This window comes from Bradyrhizobium hereditatis (assembly GCF_020329435.1).
In the GTDB taxonomy this organism is placed as follows: Bacteria; Pseudomonadota; Alphaproteobacteria; order Rhizobiales; family Xanthobacteraceae; genus Bradyrhizobium; species Bradyrhizobium hereditatis.
The window spans coordinates 231,624-252,942 of record NZ_JAGKJK010000003.1 but is presented as its reverse complement, the minus strand read 5'-3'; the positions used below and the strand labels follow the sequence as shown (position 1 = coordinate 252,942).

The window sequence follows — 21,319 nt, the reverse complement described above, 5'->3', positions numbered from 1 at the left end:
GCATCGCGAAGGTGATAGTCAGCCTAGCTGACGACGAGCTGACGCGCAGGCGCTAGTGTAAGATCCCGCGTTCTACGCCGAGGCCACGCTATGGCGAACGCGCTAGCGCACGCGGCTCGTGCGAAAGCGGTTGTAGGCTGGCATGTTCGGTATCGGCATTTCCAGCGAGTGCGAGCGATAGGCCGAGATTGTTGCGCAACATCTGATTGCCTGGGGCCGCTGCGAGAGCCTTGCGATATAGCGCTTGCGCCTCATCATGACGCCCCTCGGCGTCGAGGACCACCCCTTTTGCGTTCATGGCACGCAAATCACCAGGAACTGTAAGCAAGATCTTGTCGGCTACCTCAAGTGCTTCGCTTGCGCGTTTCTGTGCCAGAAGGGCCTGCGTAAGCGAGATTGCCGCATCGACATTGTCTGGCTTTTGCTTCAGAGCCTCGCGCAAACTTTCCTCGTTGGAAACTCGGAGGAGGGCATGTGCAATGCGCTCGCGCATAGCAGGATCGATGTCCTTGGCGCCCAGCAACTCTGGCCGCGGCGTCTCTTGAACGGAGGTAGCGTGGGGGTCCAAGCTGGCGCAGCCACCAAGCACAAGAGTGGCGAATAAAGCGAGGAGAGTTAAGCCCGAGGGCGGATGGAATGCATACAATCGTGCAGCGAATGTTGTTGTAGGTGAATTCATGCCATTTATCTCACGACCGACTGCTGTGCTCTGTTAGCCATTTGTGGCAAGCAGGTTGCGTTGTTCTCCTGTCGGAGCTTTTTCCTTGGGACCTGTAAGCTTGAGCGACCCCACCGGCTGGACCGTGAAATCGGAGGCGAGATCCTGATAAGACAGAACAGGAAGATCGATCCCGTTGCGGGTGAGAAAGCCGCGGACGAAGCGTCGGATATCCAGCGAACTCAGGATGACGGGCTGGCTCTGACCTGCTGGCACGCCTGAATGAATCTGGCGCAGTTGCGACAGCAACATCTCGCTATGCCGGTCCTCCAGCGCGAGGTACGGCCCGACGGTAGTCTCTCGAACCGCACTGCGAATTACATCCTCAGTTTCACGTTCTACGATAAAGGCGGGCAGGACACGGTGAGCGTTGGCATGGCGAAAGCAGATTTGCCGCCTTAGGCCGGAGCGAACATATTCGGTGAGCAGGACTGCGTTCTGCTCGCGTTCGCTCCATTCGGCGAACGCTTCCAAGACCAGCCGGGTGTTACGAATCGGGATGCCTTCGTCGAGCAGGCGACGCAGGACATCGGCGATCCGGGGAACTGGAGTCGTGCGTAGCACTTCCTTCACCAGGTCGGCATATTCCTGCTCCATCCGGGCAAGCAATTGTCGCGTCTCTTGAATGCCTACCAATCGCTGCGCATATCGCGTCAGTACGGAACTGACGCGCAGGGCGATGATTTCGCTCGGACAGTGATGTCCGATCCCGGCCGCTTTGAGAGCTGGTGCATGGCTCTGTTCGATCCAGATCCGGTCGGTGTCTGGATCTTGCCGATACGGGATGCCACTCAATTCAATGTTCGCCCGGTCATCGGTGAGCGCGAGCTGCGTCGGATCGACCCGATCCCGTTCAACCGGTACCCCTTCCACATCCAGCCTGAACTCGGATTGGGCCAAACGTTGATCGACCTGGACTGGAATGCGCGGAATCGTGATGCCAAGATCGGCTGATACCAGCGCCGAAATGCGAGCGATGTGCTGCTCAACTTCCTCTCTATCAATCGCGTTTACTAGGTTAGGTGCAAAGAAAACCGCGACCGGAAGCGCCTCCGCAGGTATGGTTTGCCGTTGAGCCTGCGCTGGTGTTGAGGTCGGAGCACTAACGTTGGCGCCCGTCTTGGAGCCCGTGTTCGCGCTCTTAACACCGCCTTTGACATAGCTTGCCCCGGCAAAAAGTGCGGCCAGCATGAGAAACGGGGGCAAGGGGAAACCAGGTATCAGCCCCATGAGCAGTAAAACGCCGGCCGCTAGCCGCAATGCCTGGGTACTGGCCGTGAGTTGGTTGATGATATCGGCACCAAGCTTGAGCTTGGAAGGACCATTTACACGTGTGACGATGGTTGCGGCCGTAACCGACAGCAGGAGCGCCGGAATCTGAGAAATCAACGCATCGCCGATGGTGAGCAGCGTATATTGATGTAACGCCTCATCGATGGACATGCCCTTGGAGAGCAGTCCGATGCTGATTCCTCCCAGCATGTTGATGCAGATGACTATGAGGCCGGCAATGGCATCCCCTTTCACGAACTTCATGGCGCCATCCATTGCACCGTGAAGTTGGCTTTCTCGCTCCAATGAAGCTCGCCGGCTGCGTGCCTCGTGCTGATCGATATGACCGTTGCGTAGCTCCGCGTCGATAGCCATCTGCTTGCCTGGCAGAGCGTCGAGCGTGAATCGTGCTGAGACTTCAGCAACGCGCTCGGCTCCCTTCGCGAGAACCATGAACTGCACCATGGTCACGATCAGAAATATAACAATGCCGACCGCGATGTTTCCTGATATTACGAACTCACCGAACGTGTGAATGATGCTGCCGGCGTCTCCCTCAGCAAGAATCAGCCGCGTTGTCGCGATGGTCAGCGCCAGACGAAAGACGGTAGAGATCAGGATGACGCCGGGCAAGGACGAGAAATCAAGTGGCGTACTGAGATACAGAGCAACCATCAGCAGCAATACGGCAAAGCCCAGATTGAAGCCGATCAGCATGTCGACCACGACGATCGGCATCGGCATGATCATCATTCCGATTGCCAGAAGCAGCATGAACGCGACCATGAAATCCGGGTGGAATGGCGCGCGCACGATAAGCTTACGAAGAAGGTGTGGCATGGAGAGCCTTCTTATTGTTGTTGCGTTGGGGCTGTCCTGCCACGCAAGGACACATAGTCTTGGAAGACTGCCCGCGCCTCGTCCATACGGCCGGCCCGTCGTAGCGCGTGACTGCGAAGAAGCGTCAAAGGCAGACGCGAGGAGGGCTCGTCGTCAAGCGTGTCTAGTCTATCAAGCACCGCAAGTGCTTCATCGCCAAAACCCTCTGAGATGAGAGCATAGGTAAGAATGCGAAGCAGGTCGACGTCCTGCGAGTAGTCATGGGCAATGAGCCGCAACAGAGCGAGAGCTCGTGCGCTCTGTCCACACGCAAGGTGGACGAAGGATATTGCGCAGACCAAATCGCGCTCCTGCCCCGAGATTGGCAAGACATCGCCGGTTTTGGAAGCATCGGCCGGCGGCGGTGGACTGGCGAACTGCGCTCCGCCCGAGTCGATCATGCTAGCTCCCAATCAAGCTGTTCTGGTTCTGCCGGAGCAGGATGAGCCGGCGGAGCTCCTGCTGCAGGGCGTCCGTCCCTTCACGCACCGAATCCTCCGGTCCGGCCCGTAGCCTATCGGCCAAGCGCTCCAGAAGAACACTATGCTTCTCTGCTCGCAGCACGTCCGGATCACGCAGGCGTGGTGTCACGAAGGAGAGCAGGCCAGTTGCGAGATTGCGGCCATAAAGTGAAGCGAGTGCTGCACGGGGATCGAGCTCAGCTATCCGTACGCGCCTGTCGTTGAGACTGACACGCGAGACGGCATCGATATCGTTGACGTCAAGCGCGGCCTCGATTGGCAGATCCGGCGCCTCGGTATCCGGCCAAACCGACCCGTGCCTCTTCTCGCCATCGCCATCGGCGCCATGGATCTCTAAATTATGGACTTGAAGGACGGCCGGTTTGTTCGCTGGCTCATGGTCGTGGGTATTGAGCCTTTGCGAAGAGGTGCCAAGTCCGACAGGATGCTGGGGCAACTTGGTCATGACGATCTCCTTTCCTCGGCGGTGGAGCTCTAATAGGGGAGAGCAGCAAGCCGTCCATTCCGGCTGAGCAGTACGCGTCCCGCTTCGATTCGATCAACCGTCCATCCATCGTTCAACAGCGCGCCCACGAAGTACTTTTGCCCACCAATAAGAAGATAAGGGTGGGCTCCGCGCCACACCGCCTGGACAGCAATTGAGGAGGGCGGCTTATCCTCCTTCACGGTCACCCCATTTACGAGTGTCAGCGACCCGTTTGTGTGCTGATCGAACCATTGCTGAACCTCCTGCCATTTACTGACTGTCGCAGGTGTCACTGTGCCCTCGGCGCTGACCACGCCTGGCCCAGGACCGATTTTGATGTTGAGAAGTCCCGCTTTGTTAACCTCCTCTTGCAGTTGTTCGGCGGCCGCATGGAGAGGGCGATCATCAGGACCATTGAGCGTCAGCTTGGGTGGAAGTGCGGCAACAAGGGGCGCATCGGGGCTCAGTGCACCGGCACTGCCGTCAAAGAGGAAGCTGATTGCAAGAGTGGCGATCCCGACGGAGCTCAGCAAGACCAAGGCGGCTGCTATTATCGAGACACGCGACAGGCCGGTTGATGCTTGCGCCGAATCCTGCGTGCAGCGAATGGACATCGTGCCCGCATGAACGACGGCAGGAAGAGAAACAACAACCCGCTCGCCTACGCCAATATCTCCGCTTCCTTCTATGCTGACTCCGGCTGCTAGGGCTTCGATCTCCATCGAATCGAGCATGGGCGTGAGCCGGAAGTGATTGGGCTCGAGCCCCTGTTCGACGAAGACTATATCGGCATCGAGGCCACTTCCGATAAGGCTCGTTCCGACGGGCGCTTCACCGGTCACCCCAGAATAGAGCCCTGATAGCACTTCGAAATGAACGGAGGCCGGTTCATTCACGGAGAGTCTCCTGAGCAACGAGAAGCCGTACGGCATTGCCGTACGGCTGGTTCCGAATTCGTCAGGCTGTAGAGAGCAGCCAGCACGCGAAAAGAGCGGCCGTGCGCCCCTCTTGCAGCGCGCTAACTAACGCGCTCGTCGGCAACCTTCTTTTCGGACGAGAGCTCGGTCGTAATTCTGCGCATCACGATGCTGTTGGCCTGAGCTTGTTTGCTGACACGCTCGAGCTCGGCGAGCTGCGCGGCGAAATCGCCAGCACCCGTAGCACCGGTTTGCTGATTCGTCGCGACTTCGGATGGAGCGGTGGAACCGCCAACGGGAGAAACCATATCGACTCACCTTTCTGTTTGGAAGTTAGTGGTACTGATGACCTGCCTCACGCCTAACCAGCTGGGGTAACGACGGCAGGAAATGAAATCATTACATGCGCGCCCGGCGCGCCATTCAAGAGCGTCAATTCGCCGTTGCCGTGGTTACACTGCGGGGTCTTTCCTGCGGCAGGGCCATTATCCTTGGCGACCTTGTCAGCATCAGCCTTCTCAGGATCCAATTTGTGAATAACCTTCTCGAAGGCTTGGTCGAGTACCCCACCAACAGCGGAACCAATCGCCGCTCCCTGCGGCCCACCGAGGTATCCACCCGCCGCGCTTCCGATCATTTCTCCAATCATCGCATTCTCCTGTGTTCATCTCTACTACGCTCAATAGACGACTCATCGCCTAGAGGTCAGCGCTCTGATCCTAGGAGGATTACCTTTCGAGAAGCTGACGAGTCCCACAAAGGCCGCGGAATGAGTCGAGGTGGCCCGATTTTTCTCTCCCCGAACAATGTGTCGGTACTCTCGGTTCATTTTGGCCGACGTTGGCGCGCACGCGACAGCGCAGGTTTTGCATCTCGAAGGTCAAGTGCTCCGAGTAGTGCTGGAGCGCGCCGCGACAGTGGAGCTGTGCCAGGTGTCGGCCTGAGGGAGCATGCCTCCGAGCAAATGACGCAGGCTGGATCGCCTGGTGCGTCGTAACGCCGTGGACAAGTCCTCGAGATATCGCCGGCCGCGGCGTACGCCGATATTTATTAGTCACAAGAACACAAGCGGACGGTGTAACGCCCATTTTTCCAGCGAGCAATCGGGCGGACAAAAGGCGACGTGTGCAAGTGCGAGGCCTCGCAACAATAAGCAAAACTAATTTCGAACAGGTGTCTGTTCCGATTATGGCCCTCCACGGCACCTGAAGACCGTCTCGAGCATTCACGCGAGAGGCTCGACCGGCGTCCTTTAGAGAGCGTGGTCGATCGCCAGCCGCGCGTCCAAAGATGTCGTTGTTACGACGCTCGTCATAAGGAGCGGTTCGTCGTGATCACATGCTCTCAACATTCAGGTGATACGACAGCTGATGTGCTGGTGGCGATTATCCTATCGTCAGCTTTTCGACAGGTACTCCGGATACACTTCCTGCGACTTGGATACGCTCGACGTGAGAGTCCCGATTCCCGAGGGGCAAGGGGGAAAAGTGGTCCGCCGATCAAGGCTGTTGTCACCTGCAACCAGAAACGCGAGAGCGCCTGCTGCTGGCCGTGATCTGGGATTGGTTTTGAAGGGCCTCGGCGCAACGTGCCAAGTTGATTGTGCGGGTGGTCCTCGCAGTCTGTCGCTTCCTTCAATGCAATAGGAGTGAATGAAAATGCCGTATCTTCCCGTGGTGGGCGGTTCCAATCCGGCGGTAGGGCTCGTGCCTGAAGGCGTGCCCGCCGTTCCGTTGTTCAACGTCGCATTGGGGCAGTACGCCGGCGCGGCCGGCGTCCCGGTGGGAGCCTACCAGTACCTGCCGGTAAATAGTCCGGTCGTTGTCGCTCCCGCCGTACTCAGTCCAGCCTACGTTGCTCCAACCCTTCTCGCCCCGCCGCCGCCTCCCCAGTTCGCGTCGGTCGCCCAAAACCAAAGCCCGTCGTCGGCAATTGATCCGGTGTGGACGCATGAGGTCCATGATGGCAAAGCCACGATCCACCTTGGCGATAAGTATACAATTACGGCGGACGAGAAGGACGGCACCTGGACTGTCCGCAACAACGAGACCGGCCACGTCACGAAGATCCACGGCGATCCTCATGTCGATGCTAATGGAGACGGCAAGGACGACTTTGATTTCAAGAAAGGCATGACCCTGCAGCTCGACGATGGCACGAAGATCACCGTCGATACAGCCGACTACGGCAACGGCAAGAGCATCTCCTCGAAGCTCACCATCACGAATGGCAGCAACGCCATGGTTGTCGAGGGGCTCGGTGACGACAAGGATGGTGCCAACAATCTTAAGGTGACGCAGTCAAACGCGGGCCTCACTCTCGATGCGCTGACATCAGATGGTTCACAAACGATCCATGAGCAAGGTCAGGGTTGGGTCGACGGCGCCGGGCGCGAGGTGGATCAGGCGAGTATCGATGCTGGTGAAGAGGGGCGCGCCCCGGGCGCCGGCTCTCAGTCCCAGTACACTCCTCAGCCGCTCGCTACTCCTTCGTACTACTACTATACTCCAGTTTTCGTTCCTCCTCCCCCGCCTGTGTCGATGACCCCAGTTGCGGTTAACCAGAGCCCGCCACCGAAAACTAATCCGGTGTGGTCGCATGAGGTCCATGACGGCAAGGCAACGATTCACCTTGGCGATAAGTATACAATCACCGCCGACGAGAAGGACGGCACCTGGACCGTTCGCAACAACGAAACCGGCCATGTCTCGAAGATTCATGGCGATCCTCATGTCGATGCTAATGGAGACGGTAAGGATGACTTTGATTTCAAGAAAGGCATGACCCTGCAACTCGATGATGGCACGAAGATCACCGTGGATACGGTCGACTACGGCAAAGGCAAGACCATTTCGTCCAAGCTCACCATCACGAATGGCGACAACGCCATGGTTGTCGAGGGGCTCGGGGACGACAAAGATGGTGCCAACAATCTGAAGGTGACGCAGTCCAATGCTGGCCAAACCCTCGATCAGCTGACGTCGGATGGTGCACAGACGATCTATGAGCAAGGTCAAGGGTGGGTCGATAGATCCGGATGGCAGGTCAACCAGGCGAGCATTGACGCCAATGAGCAGGCCGCCGGGTGAGGCCGATCTGAGCACCGTTCAAAGAATGGGAGCGGGCGCTGTCGCCCGCTTTCCCATGCTCCCCAGCGCGCGCAGGGAAGCACCTCGCTTGGGGTGCCCATGCATTATCCGCGCTCTTCGCTTTCGACGATCTGATTGGCATTTCTCTGCCGGTAACAGTCTGCAACCAAGCATGACTGGATAGGTGGGGGCGTCTCGAAGACCGAGAGCTGATCCAAGCTCCAGTCGACATTGCGCAGGCTTCTACCAAAGTTCGATTGTAAGGTCGGTTGACAAGAGGGGACACGCCTCGGCGCCCCGGGTGCGGCGAATACCACGCGGCCGCAATGCGCGATCTACCGTATTTGCGGCCAAGAGCGACGCGCCGAGTCGTTAGGCGCATCACCAGCCGCTAAAAGCGCGCGAGGACAGATAAGACGCCTTGTGACGGCGATTGCCTGAAGCAAGGCGCGTCCTTCAATATGTGAGCCGGACGTCTTGGGCTACCAAGATATGGATGACCGGAGTGACCCGGCGAAAACACCCTAAGAACTGTCACGCCAAGCTTACCGCAACCTGTCTGAACGACCAGCCCCATTGGGGTGCGAATCCTCCGGCTGCTGAGAAGCGCCTCTCCGTCCTCTCTTCTCATCGTTGCATGGATGTGCATTTGCGCTCGTTGCTTCTGACTCGATAGGGCCGAATCAAACATCCTCTTCTGTGTCGTCCATGGCAGAATCTAGATCGGCTTGTGCGTCGCTGACAATTCGCATTGCGAGCATGCCCAGAGCCATTTCGAAAGCTTTGCGTTGTTGCATGGCCTGCGAGTTGGCCTCATCGGCCCCCTCGGTTCCGTCAAAATCCGCGCCGTTATTGCCTCCCGCTGCTCCGATATCGGGTGCACCTGTGTTCATGTTCGTAACACCGCCTATAGATAACCCACCCTCTCATGCTAGCAAGGTTAGCTTTCGAGAAGCTGACGAGGCTCAGAGCGTTCATGATAAGCCACTGGAGACCGCATCGATGTTCCGTCAGGTGCGGCGTTGGTGGTCTGCCGAAGAAAAGCTAGTGCTGGTCGAGGAAGAGTGTCGCGTCTGGCAAGACGGTCTCGGTGGACGCTAGCACGGCGGCAATCCGAACGGCGTGTTCATTAGAAAAGCTCCTGCAGGGCAGCAGCTCTCGCCAGGAAGGGACGTCTGACTTGGCGGCGCCGCGACAGGCTTTAGATGTTTCCTGGCGGGCGTCAGCTGCGGCCGCGAAACGGTGGAGCAGGGCCTCTGGCGCAAGATCGGGCCTGCGGTATGTGGCGTCGCAGGATTTACGCAAACGCGAGGCGGCGAGTTGTTGTGCGTTTCGTGTACAACGTCGCGTTCGCAACATGTTGGCAGATACCAAACAAATGCGGCTTTAGCTTTCGAACACAAAGCAGGCGACGCGCTTCGTTTTGCGTCCAGCTGGCCGCGCAGCTGTCCGTGCGCGGAAGCATCAGGCGATTGGCCCGGCTTTTGCTCCCTTGTTTGCCAACGGCGTGCGGCTCTCTGCTTTGTCGGGATCGGCCGCTGCAGAATGTCAATCTCTATGCGACCAAAGGCGATGCCATGAAGAATTGGAGTTCCGTGACAACCAAGGTGCTAGGCACGGCCACTGTTGCAATGGCCTTGACGACGCCCACCGCGCTGGCGGTCGAATACAAAGACGAATACAAAAAGGATAATAGCAGCAATCCTACCTTCTGGGACGTTCCTGAAAAAAGGAACGTGCTTACCCAGATCTCAGTCACCTCGGAACGACCAGCAAGCTTCACGCTTGCGAACGGCCTGCAGGTGGTGGTGATCCCCGATCATCGCACCCCGGTCGTGACCCATATGATTTGGTATAAGGTCGGCTCCGCCGATGAGACGCCGGGCAAATCGGGGCTTGCGCATTTCTTCGAACACTTGATGTTCAAGGGCACAGCGAAGCATCCGCCCGGCGAATTCTCCCAGACCGTGCTGCGCGTCGGCGGCAACCAGAACGCCTTCACCTCGATGGACTACACCAGCTATTACCAACGCGTGCCGCGCGAGCAGCTGACGAAGATGATGGAATTTGAGGCCGACCGCATGACCGGTCTCGTTCTCCAAGATGAGAACGTGCTGTCCGAACGCGAAGTTGTGCTCGAAGAATTCAACATGCGCGTCGCCAACAATCCCGATGCGCGGCTCACCGAGCAGATGATGGCGGCGCTCTACCTCAACCACCCCTACGGCCGCCCCATTATCGGCTGGCGGCAGGAGATCGAAAAGCTCGACCGCGAGGACGCGCTCGCCTTCTACAAGCGCTTCTACACGCCGAATAACGCGATCCTGATCATCGCCGGCGACGTCGATCCCAATAACATCCGCCCGATGGTGGAGAAGCATTTTGGCCACATCCCTGCAGATCCTTTGATTCCTGCAAAGCGCCTCCGGCCGCAGGAGCCGACGGCGGCGGCCCCGCGCACGGTGACGTTGTCCGATCCGCGAGTCGAGCAGCCGACCCTGCACCGCTATTATCTCGTGCCGTCGGCTCACACCGCGGCTGCCGGCGAGAGTACTGCGCTTGACGTGCTCGCGCAATTGATGGGCGGCGGCGCCAACTCCCATCTCTATCGCTCGCTGGTGATCGACAAGCAGCTCGCGAGCAGCACGGGCGCGAACTACCAGCGCACCTCACTCGATCCCTCGTCATTCATGGTCTCTGTGACGCCGAAACCTGGTGTCGAGTTCGTCCAGATCGAGGACGCCATCGACAAGTTGATCGCGGACCTCGCGCAGAATCCCGCACGCGCCGAGGATCTCGAGCGCGTCAAGACCCAGCTGATTGCGGAAGCCATCTACGCCCAAGATGACCAGGCGACGCTTGCGCGCTGGTATGGCCGCGCGCTCACCACCGGGCTCAGCATTGACGATATCCGAAGCTGGCCGGACCGCATCCGGGCCGTCACCGCCGAGCAGGTGCGCGAGGCCGCGCAAACATGGCTCGACAAGAAACGCTCGGTGACCGGCTATCTGATCAAGGATTCTGCGCACAAACGCGAGGAGAAGCGCTCGTGACCTGTTCCTTCACAAGACGTGCCGTTCTCGGTGGAGCCTCGCTCGCGATCGCGACGCTCGGCTCTGCACCATCGCTTGCCGCTACGAAAGTTCAGCGCCTGGTCTCCCCCGGCGGCATCGAAGCCTGGTTCATGCACGACGCCACTGTCCCGCTGATCGCGATGGAATGCGCCTTCGGCGGCGGAGCGACCCAGGACCCCAACGACAAGCCCGGTGTCGGCCACATGGTCGCCGGCCTGCTCGATGAAGGGGCCGGCGATCTCGACTTCAAGACCTTTCACGAGCGGCTCGACCGCCGCGCCATTGAGCTGAATTTTGACTCGACGCGCGATCAGTTCCGCGGTTCCTTGCGCATGCTCAAGGACAACAGGGACGAGGCATTCGAGCTTCTGCGAATGGCGTTGACCTCGCCGCGTTTCGATGCGCCCGATATCGAACGGATCCGCGCCGCGGTGCTCGCGAACCTTCGGCGTGACTCCACCAATCCTTCAACGCTCGCCAATCGCAAATTCCTCGAAGTCGCCTTCGACGATCATCCTTATGCCCGCCACGCTAGAGGCACCGTCGAGAGCGTGCCGAAGATCGACGTCGCCGATTTGAAGGACTATGTGCGCCGCGTGATCGCAAAGGACACGCTCAAGATCGCGGTGGTGGGCGACGTCGATCCAGAGACGCTTGCTAGACTGCTCGACAAGACGTTTGGTAGCCTGCCGGCCAAGGCGGAGTTGACACAGGTAGCCGATGTGGTTGCGGCAAAGGTGCCGCAGTGCGTCTTCATTCCGCTCGACGTGCCGCAAACGGTCGTGACCTTCGGCGGTGCTGGCGTCCGCCGCAGCGAGCCGGATTTCATGGCCGCCTATGTCGTCAACCAAATTCTCGGTGGCGGCGGGCTGTCGTCGCGGCTATTCCGCGAAGTCCGCGAGAAGCGCGGGCTAGCCTATTCCGTCCATGAGACGCTCTTGTGGATGGATCATTCCGCCGTGTTTGTCGGCAATACCGGCACCCGGGCCGATCGCGCCAGCGAGACCGTGGAAGAGATCGAAAAGCAGGTCCGTCGCATGGCTGAGGAAGGCCCGACCCAGCAGGAACTCGATGATGCCAAGTCGTACCTGAAGGGCTCGCAGATGCTGGCGCTCGATACCTCGTCAAAGCTTGCGCGGGCGCTGCTGCAGTATCAGCTCGACAAGCTGCCGATCGATTATATCGAGAAGCATAGCGCGCTCGTCGATGCGGTGACGCTGGAGGATGCCAGGAAGGCGGCGCAGCGGCTGTGGGGCCAGGGTCTGCTCACCGTCATGGTCGGCCGCTCCCCACTGGCCGCAACCCGGTCGACCACCACGCCATCGCCCACGACGCCGCCGCCAGCGGCAGGGCAGCCAGGCGACGCGCCATCAGCCGCAACGCCGGCAACACCAAATTAACTTTGTGTTCGTGAGGTGACATGCGATTTGAGCTTCTTTTTTGGGGGCCGCGATAGCTGCGGTCGTGGCAAGCGGTGCCGTCAATGCAACGGATCTCGGGCCGGCAGTAAAGGTCCGAACGGCACTGTCGGAGCCGGACGAGAGGATATATCGGCGGGCACGTCGGAGCCGGCGACGGCCGGTGATCGTTTAGTGATCCTTATGTCGGTCGATTTACGGTGAGTCGTCGACACCCCTGTGTTCCTGGCTGGAGGTCAGATCGGCCAAAACTGGCAGAGAGAGCACTGCGTTTTTTGGCTCGCATTGGATACCGGGGGCGCTGCCTCGGACGGTACACACCTGTCTTGCCGCTTCCGGCATTGTCGTGAGCGCAAAACTCAAAGCAGTTCCCGACGTCTTCGTCATCGGACCCTGCGTTGGCCCGTACGGCCACACGCTGGCCTGTTTCAAGGGACGGTTGGGTTGGGTCGCGGCGATGTCGTCAATAGCAGCGAATCCTTGCCGTACGCCACACGGGGTCACTCATTTCGACTATGGTCGTGTCGGTGCCACACTCGGCGCATCGAGCAAGTGCTCACGCCGGCATGGTCGGTTAAATTCGAGCCGCCATCTGAGGTTCGAGGGAAAAGCACAGCATGGAACGATGAGGCACGTTCCTGCAGGCCCATACAAGTTAGACCGAAGATGCTCGCTCGTCGCTCTAAGCTTCGCACGGCCGAGACGATACAGTGACGTGGGCACGGATCCTGCGGCTCGGTCGTGGACTCTTGGTATTCCGTTGAGCCGCCAATGCCTGACCAATTCTCTGAAAGGACGCATAACTAATCGATTGAGTACACTCATCTTGGCGGGAGGCCAAGATGGCCAAGATAGTCGACGCTGGCCAGAAAGGACGTCGCCAAGTGCTCCCGCCGTCGGCGACGTCGCGAAGGTCTGCTGGCGGCGCGAGTATGTCCGCTCCGCGGGCTGGGCGATGGAATGCTTACCCGGTGGGCGCGTCGCCCTGCGATTGTCCAGGCCAAAGGCCTGCGTCCATCGACGGTTTGATACGAACGAACCCCCTCTAGTCGAAATTCGGCTGTGTGCGGCATACCCAGCATGGTGAAAGTTGTGGTCCGGGAGGTATTGCTAGGCAATAGGCCGGCCCTCCTTAGTATGTTGATCTGGGCATCCGAGGCCGTATGGGGAAAGAAGACCCAGTGGTCGGCTATGAGACGCTCGTTTTCGGGAATGAAATTTGTGAGTTCCAACAGCGCAGCCCCGGCGGACGAGGACGGCCCGGCTTGCGAAGGTCCGGCCTGAGACGGTCCAGCTTGCGATGGTCCAGCCTGCGATGGCCCGGTTTCCACATTCTGCCAAATCAGATCAGGATCAAACTCTGGGAGTTCCGCGATGGCTTGAGCAATCGGCTGCTGCGAGCCGGGCTGCGGAGAGCTTTCTCTGGCGGCCACCAATGGCCCGGGGGAGGGCGCAGCCGGCGCATATAGATCATCGTCCCAATCCAACAGTGATGAATAGGGATGCCCCGACTCCAAATATTGCGAATAGGGATGCCCGGCGTCCAGATATGGCGAGTAGGCTTCGCCCTGCTGCACGGGAGACCCCGCAGCAGGTGGCGGAGCACTATCTTCGAACTCGCGCAGCTGGTGCTCAAAGCCCGCTGGGCCCGCGGGCGGTGATGGTGAATCGGGCTGCGGGCTTGTGTTCGTTGGGCTGATTGAGTTGAAATCCATCCTGTGCCTCTTTGAAAGTTTGGCTCGAGCCATAGTTCGACGAAGGCCATTTGCATTGCGACCTCCAGAGAACGTTTCGAAGGCTCGTGTGGAGTGCAGCCTCCGAGCTGCCGGCAGAGCATCGGGTGCCCGACGTGCATCTCCATTACGATGGATAGGCGGCATCGCCGTCTAGACATCCGCTCTCTCATGCTAAGAGAGTTAGCTTTCGAGAAGCTGACGAGCGTCAAAAGGATTCGCAATGAGCCAATGGAGACGGCATTGACCTCCGCCGAAAGCTGCCGCGCATTCTAAATTTCATCTCTGGCCCGGCGCAGGCTCACGCACGATGCTGTCCTGACGCGGCGCGTCAGAAGAATAGGGGGCTTCCGGTCGTCCGTCGCGAACGACCGTGGTTGAGGAGCCACGAAATAACTTCAGGACCGATTCCCGCGACTGCTTTTCGACGGCAGCGTGCGGCCGCGTCTGCGCCTCCGCTACAAGGCCGTTGAGCGTCTGGTCCAAGAGCGCGACGAAACGTGGTGGACCAGAAACCAGGACGAGGCCATCCCCTGGTGCCGGTCTCACAAGATAGCGCTCGTCGGAGATGTTGAGTGCATCGAGGGCCGCTTTGAATGCATCGAAGCTGATCGGCTTCAACACAAGCAGACGACTTTGCGCCTCGCTTGCAGCAGTTACATACAGCACGAGCCCGTCGTAGTACCATTGAAGATTGTAGAGATTGGTCAAACGGTCGAGGAACTCGCGCGGTGGCAGATCTGGCATGCGCCCGCGAATCCGACCCTTCACTTCGGCGCTGACGCTTACTCTGATACTGAGGTTGTTACCGAATTCCAGCAGTGCGGCAGACAGGTCCTGATCCAGAACCGTGTAGTTATAAGGTGCCGAAGGCAGCGAAAGCTGAGCCCCAAAGGCCGCGAGTGCCCCGGTGGAAAGGAAAACTCCTGCGCTCGCAACTCGGTTCAAAATCTTCAGGATCGTGCGTCGGCTTAGCATTCCCAAGTCCCTTCGGCCTGAGAACAAGTATTAAGGCTTCGCCCAAATTGGAAGCCAAAACGTGATCTTTAAATGGCCTCATGGCTCGCGTGTTCGTCAGCTTACGGTCAGCTGGTCTCTTTACGGTGCTGACCATCAATTCTTATCTCATCGGCGCCATACCAACGACACCATCGATCATGTTAGGCGCTACGCCGATCTCTCTGAATGCTACCGAAGGTCTGTTTCCGGGCTCTGTCAGCCGGCAATTATCGGCGAGCAGAGCCAGTTTGAGTAGACTTTTGTTCAGGTGGCCTCGCTTCGATTCAAGACGCTGCCTCCTCAGTCGTAGATAGATCGGCATCGATTCTGCCGGTATCGGAAGTTCACCATGCAATAGCACAGGCGAGTGGGCGCGCGCGTCCTCCAGACACTCTCTCTGCAATATATCGGAGCAATACAGGTCCATCTGTCGGCAGTGTGCTCGCCTGGGATGGTTCGGACCGGGTGATACCAGCCAGTTTTGCCCAAACCGCCATCGGCATCGGCGCGCTAATGATGCGCCGATGGTGCCTTCAAGGACGTGACACTTAGTTGGTGCGCCCATTGGTGACGGAGCATGATCGATGAAGCGAGCTGCCGTCAGCCGCGCGAGATAATCGCGCATTGGCCCATCGTCGAGTAGGATTGGCTCGTCGCGGGTAAACCGTTCTTTCGCTGTCATGGCTCTTCAGTGCAGACGACGCAGAACCACACAATTGAATCATCCTGAGAACTCGTCAGCTTTTAGAAAGCTAACCATCCTAAAATGAGAACCGGATTCTCGAGGGCGAGGCCGCCTAGCGAGCGCAAATGGAATGAACGTGGCAGCGCGCGGTTCTCCGTGTAGTCGGATGGGCTCGATGTAATCGGAGGATCAGCTTGCAGCTGCGCCAATTTCTTGTTGTTGCTGTTTTCGATTGGACAACGAGCTTTGCTGTTGAAACCTCCCTCGCCTTGAGCCGTGCACACGTCCGAGCTGAGCTGGCGGATTTGCGCACAATCGACATTCTCAAGGACGATTAGAGTGGACCGCAACAACATCAACCCATTCAGCCCTGGTGAGTTTCAGGCGTACAACGCCACGCTGCAGCAGCAGGAGCAAGAACCGGGCAATACGAGCCAGCAAGCGAGGTTTGAGCAGCAGCTGAGCGAGCTGCAACACAGTGCGTTTTATGAGAGCTCCGCAGAAGCGGGTTCGCCTGATGGGCAAACCGCAGACGGAGGTGAAGCGATTCGGCGCACTGATGTCGGCGATTCGATGCAGGTGGCGCCCATTCAGGGCCACTCATTCAGCAGCACGCGCCAAAGCGTAGACATATCCCATACTCCCTTCGGCCGTTCGACTGAAGTGCCGTCCAAGCGAAGCCGCGAGAACGATGGCCCGGACGAGGAGCTTTTTTCTAGATTCCGCGAGGCATCAAAGAAAAGCCGAGCCAGCGATGGCACAATCCGCGAGGAAGCCAAGAAAAGCGGACCAAGCGATCGCACGATCCGAAGGGATCTAGAGGTACTGCGCAACTTCAGCGCCTGGCGTCAGGCGAAGCAGAAGCCACCAATCAGCAGCCAACTAGAGAATCTTCAGGCATTGCGTGCCGAGGGGAACGAGTTTGCGGCCAATGATGTTCGCTTGGCCGCTCGTATCGAGGCAGCGTTGACAAGGCTCGAGCAATTCACAGTCGGAGCGCCGGTGACAACGTTGACGCGGGGCGGCCGGCCGGTTGAGGCTCCCGTCACCGCAGTCGGAGCGTCGGTGATGACGTTGCCGCGGGGCGGCCCGCGGGTCGAGGCTCTTGTCCCCGAGGACGAGGCGCTCATCAACGCTGCGTGTGACGATGGCGTTAAGCGCGGCTTTGCGGCGGTAACCATGCAGGAGTACCGTAGGGCTCTTAACAGCTTCGGTAGGTGGCTCAACAAGCGCGGGGTGAGCATTACTCAGGCTGGCCCCGAGGAGCGAGACCGCTATATTAACTCTGGGAAGGGCTCGTATCTTAGAGAGTTTCCACGCGCGTGGAATCTTCTTCAGGACTACCGACAACGCGCCAACGCGCCGCAGCCGTTCCCGCCTCAGGAAGTTTCCCCCAGCGCGGATGACGAGGCGCTTTTTCTCGAATTCAACGAGGTGGCCCCGAAAATCGGCGTGAACCTGTGGGCACTTCGCCAGTTCAGCGCCTGGCTTCAGGCGACACAGAAGGCCTCAATCACCGGTCGAGTTGAGAATCTAGAGGCTTTACGTGCCGAGGCCGACGAGTTTGCGGGCGATGACGTTCGCTTGCGCAATCTTCTCAGGACGGCGTTGCCAAGGCTCCGGCAATATCAACAAGCTGTCGAGGCGAACCGAGCGCTGGGGTTGGGTCCACCGGAACAAGCGGGCTCGCTCGCCGGGCAAGGCGCTCCGCAGCCGAGCTCGCTTCAGGAGCTTGCGGCAACGCCCGCTACCCCGAGCGAGGGAGCGTGGGATTGGTTCAGGGAAGTGATGCAAGAACCAGCTCCGTCATCGTCCGCACCACACCGTGGCTTGCAGCCCAGCTCGTATCAGGAGCTTCCGGCAACGCCAGCCACCCCGAGCGCGGGAGCGTGGGATTTGTTTACGGAAGTGATGCAAGAACCCACTCCATCGTCCACACCACACCGTGGCCTGCAGCCCAGCTCGTATCAGGAGCTTCCGGCAACGCCGGCTACCCCGAGCACGGGAGCTTGGGATTGGTTCAGAGAGCAGATGCAAGAACCCACTCCGACATCGTCCACGCCGTACCGTGGCTCGCAGCCCAGCTATTGGGACTGGCTTAGGGAACAGGTGCAACAACCCGAGCCATCGTCGTCTGCCAAGGCTGCGCCGTCAAATATCTACGGCGGCCTTGAGCCATTGCCTGATCCGAATGCGCCCACAGTGTCTGAGTTGCGTGACGATGCGCACTCTGCGCCGGCGCGTGGTATCGCCAGACCACCGTCGTTCATCGGGCCATCATTGCCCCCTCAAGAGCTAGCGGAAATCGGACATATGGTCGACAACTGGAGCCACCGTTCTCAACCTGCCTCGGACGCCCTGATCGACATACTCGGTAACGTCGGTCTCTTGCCGAATCAGTTCGGCCCAACACAGTTCACCATCGAGCGTCAGCTTTACTCGGCCACGTTGGGACCGGGAGGACGCAGCGACGTTCAACTCATCCATCACCCGCGCGCTAGCCAGATGAGTGAAGTCCAAAGATCCCGTCAGCCGCTCCAGGAGCCTGCGTCATCGTCGTCAGCCAGCGCTCCCTCAGACGTTTATGGCAGTGTTGAATCACTGGTTGATCTCAATCCAATCACACGGTCCGAGTTGAGTGACCATGCTCAGCCGGTGCGGGGCGCCGGCTCGTCGTCTCCCGGATCATCAGGGGCCTATCGCTGCCGAGCGGAGTTACCGGATATCGGACCTTTTCTCGGCGACGATTGGAACCACAGCCGCTGGGACAATCAAGGGCGGGGCCGAGAGGTCTCGCACAGCGGCATGTTGTACATACTGAACACGTGGAACCTACTTCCGACCCCGCAGAACCGGCGGATAGAGTTCACCATAAACGGTGAGCTCTACACGGCCGAGTTGAGGAGCAGGCAAAGTAACGCGATCTTGGGATCCGGCCACGTCGTTTATCTCATCTATCACCCTCAAAGTGACTGAAGAACGCGCTTGCGCTGGGAGTCCCCGAGTTCTTCGTTTCGATGCGCCCAACATCCCATGGCAGCGAAACTGCGAATTCCGACGATCTCCCGCGCGTGTACCGACGCGCTGCGGCCTGCGAGATGATTTCGCCACCATTCCGGGATGATCTCGCCGGGCGTGGAGGCGTCTTCTGCGGATGCTTCTGGCTCCGAGCAAGTCGCACGGGATTGGGGCCTGACCTGCCAGCGAATAAGGAACGCCCGGACGGTACTAGACATGAACTCCGCCAGCGCCCCTAGCTCTCGAAGGAGGTACTCTCGGCAGTCTCACGGCATTGAGCAGCTGATCGATATTGCCTCGAAATGCTACGAGGACCGGATCTTTTCTTTGTTCAGGAACGTTAGGCCGCAGAAGTGGCAAAGCCGTTGATTTGCTCTCAGATAGAGACAACAGGGAGCCTACAAGCTGGAAATCCGTAGCATTTTTCTCCGCTGACGCTGGCGCCCAACCGGCTTCTCGGCGCTGAGAGAGCGTGGCCGCGCCTGTCGTTCGGCCACGAGGCCGTTGAGCGTCTGGTCCACTAGCCCCATGAAGCGTGGCGGACCGCTATTCCCGGTGCCGGTCTCTCAACATAGCGCTCGTCGGAGATGTTGAGTGCATCGAGGGCCGCTTTGAACGCATCGAAGCTGATCGGCTTCAACACAAGCAGACGACTTTGCGCCTCGATTGCAGCAGATACGGAAAGCGCGCCCATCATTGTATCATTGAAGATCTTAGAGAGTGGTCAATGGTCGAGGAACTCGCGCGGTGGCAAATCCGGCATGCGCCCGCGAATCCGGCCCTTCACCTCGGTGCAGACGTTTACTCTGACATTGAGGTTGTTACCGAATTCCAGCAGTGCGGCAGACAGGTCCTGATCCAGAACCGTGTAGCTATTAGCTGCCGAAGGCAGCGAGAGCGGAGCCCCAAACGCCGTGAGTATCCCGGTGGAAAGGAAAACTCCTGCGCCCGCAACTCGGTTCAAAATGTTCAGGATCGTGCGTCGGCTTAGCATTCCAAAGTCCCTTCGGCCTGAGAACAAGTATTAAGGCTTCACCTAAATTGGAAGCCAAACGTGATCTTTAAAATGGCCTTATGGCTCGCGTGTTCGTCAGCTTGCGGTCAGCTCGCCTCTTTACGGTATTGACCATCAATTCTTAACAACGGCGACTCTCATCGCCGCCAAACCAATGACACCTTCGATCATGCTAGGCGCTACGCCGATCTCTCTGAACCCTGCCGACAGTCTATCAGGGCTCTGCCAGCCGGCAGTCATCGGCCAGCAGAGCCAGTTTCAGCAGACTCTTTTGCATGTCGCTTCGACATCAGACGCTGCCTCCTCAGTTACAGATAGGGCAGCGTCCGTTCCTGCTGTGTCAGAGGTCCAGCGTGCAACAGTGCAGGCTAGCCCGCCTGGCGAGCGCGTGCTCCAGGCTCTCTCTTCGATGTATCGGGGCAACCCCGTTCCTTCTGTAACGAGCGGCGGTGTGGTGGCCATTTCGAAGGCCGTTCAACCTGGGCCGGCCGCTCAGCCGCTGTCTCGGTCGCAGCTAGTCGGGACGAACCCCGCGGGCAAACCGGAAGGGGTGCTCGACTTCGACGCGATGGTCGCGGGTCTGCGCGACGTTTACAAGGGTGTCGTCGAGGTTTCGCTTGTGTCCAAGAGCACCAGCGCGGTCAGCTCATCTTTGAACAAATTGCTATCGGCGGGCTGAGTTCGTTGACGTCTGGTTTCATCTATGGACAAAACGGCCATGCCCGCCTATCCGGTCGGCGGTTGCGTGTTTTTGCCGTGCTATCGCTTCTCCTCCCCTTGATTGGCTGTAAGGCCGATCTCTACACCAAAGTGCAGGAGCGCGAGGCCAATGAGATGCTTGCTCTCCTGCTTAGCAAGGGCGTCGATGCGGTCCGTGTTACTGCCAAGGACGGGACCAGCACGATCCAGGTCGAGGAGAAGCAGCTAGCCTATTCGATTGAGCTACTAAATCTCGAGGGGTTGCCACGCCACCCTTTCAAGAACCTCGGCGAGGTGTTCAAAGGATCGGGCCTGGTTGCCTCGCCGATCGAGGAGCGCGCCCGCTACGTTTATGCCCTGAGCGAAGAATTGTCGCGCACGATCAGCGATATCGACGGCGTCATATCCGCGCGTGTCCACGTTGTTTTGCCGAAAAATGATCTATTGCGCCAGGACACGATGCCGTCCTCAGCGTCGGTGTTCGTTCGACATAACTCCAATGCAAAGCTCTCGCTCCTGCTACCGCAGATCAAGATGCTGGTCGCCAACAGCATCGAGGGCCTATCCTATGACAAGGTGGCGGTGGTCTTTGTGCCGGTTGAGCGGGCTCCGCTTGAGCAGCCGGTCCCGCCAGCTGCGTCCGCTCGGTCGAAAAAATCCATTTCAGATCCGGTACTTGCGGCCGCTATCGGGGGAGGCGGCGCTGCCGTTGGCCTTCTGTGCTACATATTCCTGGGCTCTCTTATGCGTCAGCGCGCCCAGCCGTCGCGCGCGCGATCCAGATTTGGCATTCGTTCGAACGTGCCCGCTATCCAGCCTCCCAGTAAAAAGATCGCTTCCGACAAGGCATAGGAG

General features: G+C 58.9%; 15 protein-coding genes and 1 pseudogene. 7 read left to right on the top strand and 9 right to left on the bottom strand.

The window, feature by feature from the left end:
• Positions 1-88: 88 nt before the first annotated feature.
• The 6 genes from J6524_RS09200 to J6524_RS09175 all read right to left on the bottom strand — a co-directional run bounded on the left by J6524_RS09200 (position 89) and on the right by J6524_RS09175 (position 5,383).
• Positions 89-679, bottom strand: coding sequence for a tetratricopeptide repeat protein (locus tag J6524_RS09200; RefSeq protein WP_225670044.1), 591 nt, complete (start codon positions 677-679; stop codon positions 89-91).
• 33 nt (positions 680-712) lie between these two features.
• Entirely contained in the window at positions 713-2,830 is a 2,118-nt protein-coding gene (sctV, locus tag J6524_RS09195; protein ID WP_225670043.1) for a type III secretion system export apparatus subunit SctV, read from the bottom strand.
• A gap of 441 nt (positions 2,831-3,271) precedes the next feature.
• Entirely contained in the window at positions 3,272-3,796 is a 525-nt protein-coding gene (locus tag J6524_RS09190; RefSeq protein WP_225670042.1) for a hypothetical protein, read from the bottom strand.
• A gap of 29 nt (positions 3,797-3,825) precedes the next feature.
• A complete protein-coding gene (locus tag J6524_RS09185) occupies positions 3,826-4,713 on the bottom strand; it encodes a SctD/MshK family protein (protein WP_225670041.1) in 888 nt (295 codons plus the stop codon).
• A gap of 122 nt (positions 4,714-4,835) precedes the next feature.
• Complete coding sequence (locus J6524_RS09180) at positions 4,836-5,042, bottom strand: hypothetical protein (protein WP_225670040.1); 207 nt, start codon at positions 5,040-5,042, stop codon at positions 4,836-4,838.
• A gap of 53 nt (positions 5,043-5,095) precedes the next feature.
• Positions 5,096-5,383 carry a hypothetical protein gene (locus J6524_RS09175; protein ID WP_225670039.1) on the bottom strand — a complete coding sequence of 96 codons (288 nt, stop codon included), beginning with the start codon at positions 5,381-5,383 and terminating at the stop codon, positions 5,096-5,098.
• A 1,003-nt stretch (positions 5,384-6,386) separates the two neighbouring features.
• On the opposite strand from J6524_RS09175, the gene J6524_RS09170 reads away from it, so the two are divergent.
• Positions 6,387-7,823, top strand: coding sequence for a DUF1521 domain-containing protein (locus J6524_RS09170; protein WP_225670038.1), 1,437 nt, complete (start codon positions 6,387-6,389; stop codon positions 7,821-7,823).
• Between the two features lie 683 nt (positions 7,824-8,506).
• Here the strand turns inward: J6524_RS09170 and J6524_RS09165 are convergent.
• Positions 8,507-8,716, bottom strand: a complete 210-nt coding sequence (locus tag J6524_RS09165; RefSeq protein WP_225670037.1) for a hypothetical protein — start codon at positions 8,714-8,716, stop codon at positions 8,507-8,509.
• 684 nt (positions 8,717-9,400) lie between these two features.
• Here J6524_RS09165 and J6524_RS09160 point away from each other — a divergent pair.
• Both J6524_RS09160 and J6524_RS09155 read left to right on the top strand, forming a co-directional pair.
• Positions 9,401-10,876, top strand: a complete 1,476-nt coding sequence (locus J6524_RS09160; protein ID WP_225670036.1) for a M16 family metallopeptidase — start codon at positions 9,401-9,403, stop codon at positions 10,874-10,876.
• Positions 10,873-12,297 carry a M16 family metallopeptidase gene (locus J6524_RS09155; protein ID WP_225670035.1) on the top strand — a complete coding sequence of 475 codons (1,425 nt, stop codon included), beginning with the start codon at positions 10,873-10,875 and terminating at the stop codon, positions 12,295-12,297. Before J6524_RS09160 ends, J6524_RS09155 begins: the two co-directional genes overlap by 4 nt.
• Before the next feature lie 2,030 nt (positions 12,298-14,327).
• Here the strand turns inward: J6524_RS09155 and J6524_RS09150 are convergent.
• Positions 14,328-15,026, bottom strand: coding sequence for a secretin N-terminal domain-containing protein (locus tag J6524_RS09150; protein WP_028350684.1), 699 nt, complete (start codon positions 15,024-15,026; stop codon positions 14,328-14,330).
• A 900-nt stretch (positions 15,027-15,926) separates the two neighbouring features.
• Here J6524_RS09150 and J6524_RS09145 point away from each other — a divergent pair.
• Positions 15,927-16,070 carry a hypothetical protein gene (locus J6524_RS09145; RefSeq protein WP_225670034.1) on the top strand — a complete coding sequence of 48 codons (144 nt, stop codon included), beginning with the start codon at positions 15,927-15,929 and terminating at the stop codon, positions 16,068-16,070.
• A gap of 1 nt (position 16,071) precedes the next feature.
• Positions 16,072-18,708 carry a hypothetical protein gene (locus tag J6524_RS09140; RefSeq protein WP_225670033.1) on the top strand — a complete coding sequence of 879 codons (2,637 nt, stop codon included), beginning with the start codon at positions 16,072-16,074 and terminating at the stop codon, positions 18,706-18,708.
• 494 nt (positions 18,709-19,202) lie between these two features.
• Here the strand turns inward: J6524_RS09140 and J6524_RS09135 are convergent.
• Positions 19,203-19,744, bottom strand: a pseudogene (locus J6524_RS09135) (nodulation protein NolW); the annotation flags it as partial.
• Between the two features lie 175 nt (positions 19,745-19,919).
• On the opposite strand from J6524_RS09135, the gene J6524_RS09130 reads away from it, so the two are divergent.
• Positions 19,920-20,444, top strand: a complete 525-nt coding sequence (locus J6524_RS09130) for a nodulation protein NolB (RefSeq protein ID WP_312002366.1) — start codon at positions 19,920-19,922, stop codon at positions 20,442-20,444.
• Between the two features lie 20 nt (positions 20,445-20,464).
• The gene (gene sctJ, locus J6524_RS09125) at positions 20,465-21,316 is read left to right on the top strand and encodes a type III secretion system inner membrane ring lipoprotein SctJ (RefSeq protein WP_028350687.1); all 852 of its coding nucleotides are present in this window, start codon (positions 20,465-20,467) and stop codon (positions 21,314-21,316) included.
• Positions 21,317-21,319: the final 3 nt, after the last annotated feature.

Coding starts and splice junctions, on each gene's coding strand:
- J6524_RS09190 (WP_225670042.1), bottom strand. CDS start 3,796: ATGACCAAGTTGCCCCAGCATCCTGTCGGACTTGGCACCTCTTCGCAA.
- J6524_RS09165 (WP_225670037.1), bottom strand. CDS start 8,716: ATGAACACAGGTGCACCCGATATCGGAGCAGCGGGAGGCAATAACGGC.
- J6524_RS09150 (WP_028350684.1), bottom strand. CDS start 15,026: ATGCTAAGCCGACGCACGATCCTGAAGATTTTGAACCGAGTTGCGAGC.
- J6524_RS09175 (WP_225670039.1), bottom strand. CDS start 5,383: ATGATTGGAGAAATGATCGGAAGCGCGGCGGGTGGATACCTCGGTGGG.
- J6524_RS09200 (WP_225670044.1), bottom strand. CDS start 679: ATGAATTCACCTACAACAACATTCGCTGCACGATTGTATGCATTCCAT.
- J6524_RS09160 (WP_225670036.1), top strand. CDS start 9,401: ATGAAGAATTGGAGTTCCGTGACAACCAAGGTGCTAGGCACGGCCACT.
- sctV (WP_225670043.1), bottom strand. CDS start 2,830: ATGCCACACCTTCTTCGTAAGCTTATCGTGCGCGCGCCATTCCACCCG.
- J6524_RS09180 (WP_225670040.1), bottom strand. CDS start 5,042: ATGGTTTCTCCCGTTGGCGGTTCCACCGCTCCATCCGAAGTCGCGACG.
- J6524_RS09170 (WP_225670038.1), top strand. CDS start 6,387: ATGAAAATGCCGTATCTTCCCGTGGTGGGCGGTTCCAATCCGGCGGTA.
- J6524_RS09130 (WP_312002366.1), top strand. CDS start 19,920: ATGACACCTTCGATCATGCTAGGCGCTACGCCGATCTCTCTGAACCCT.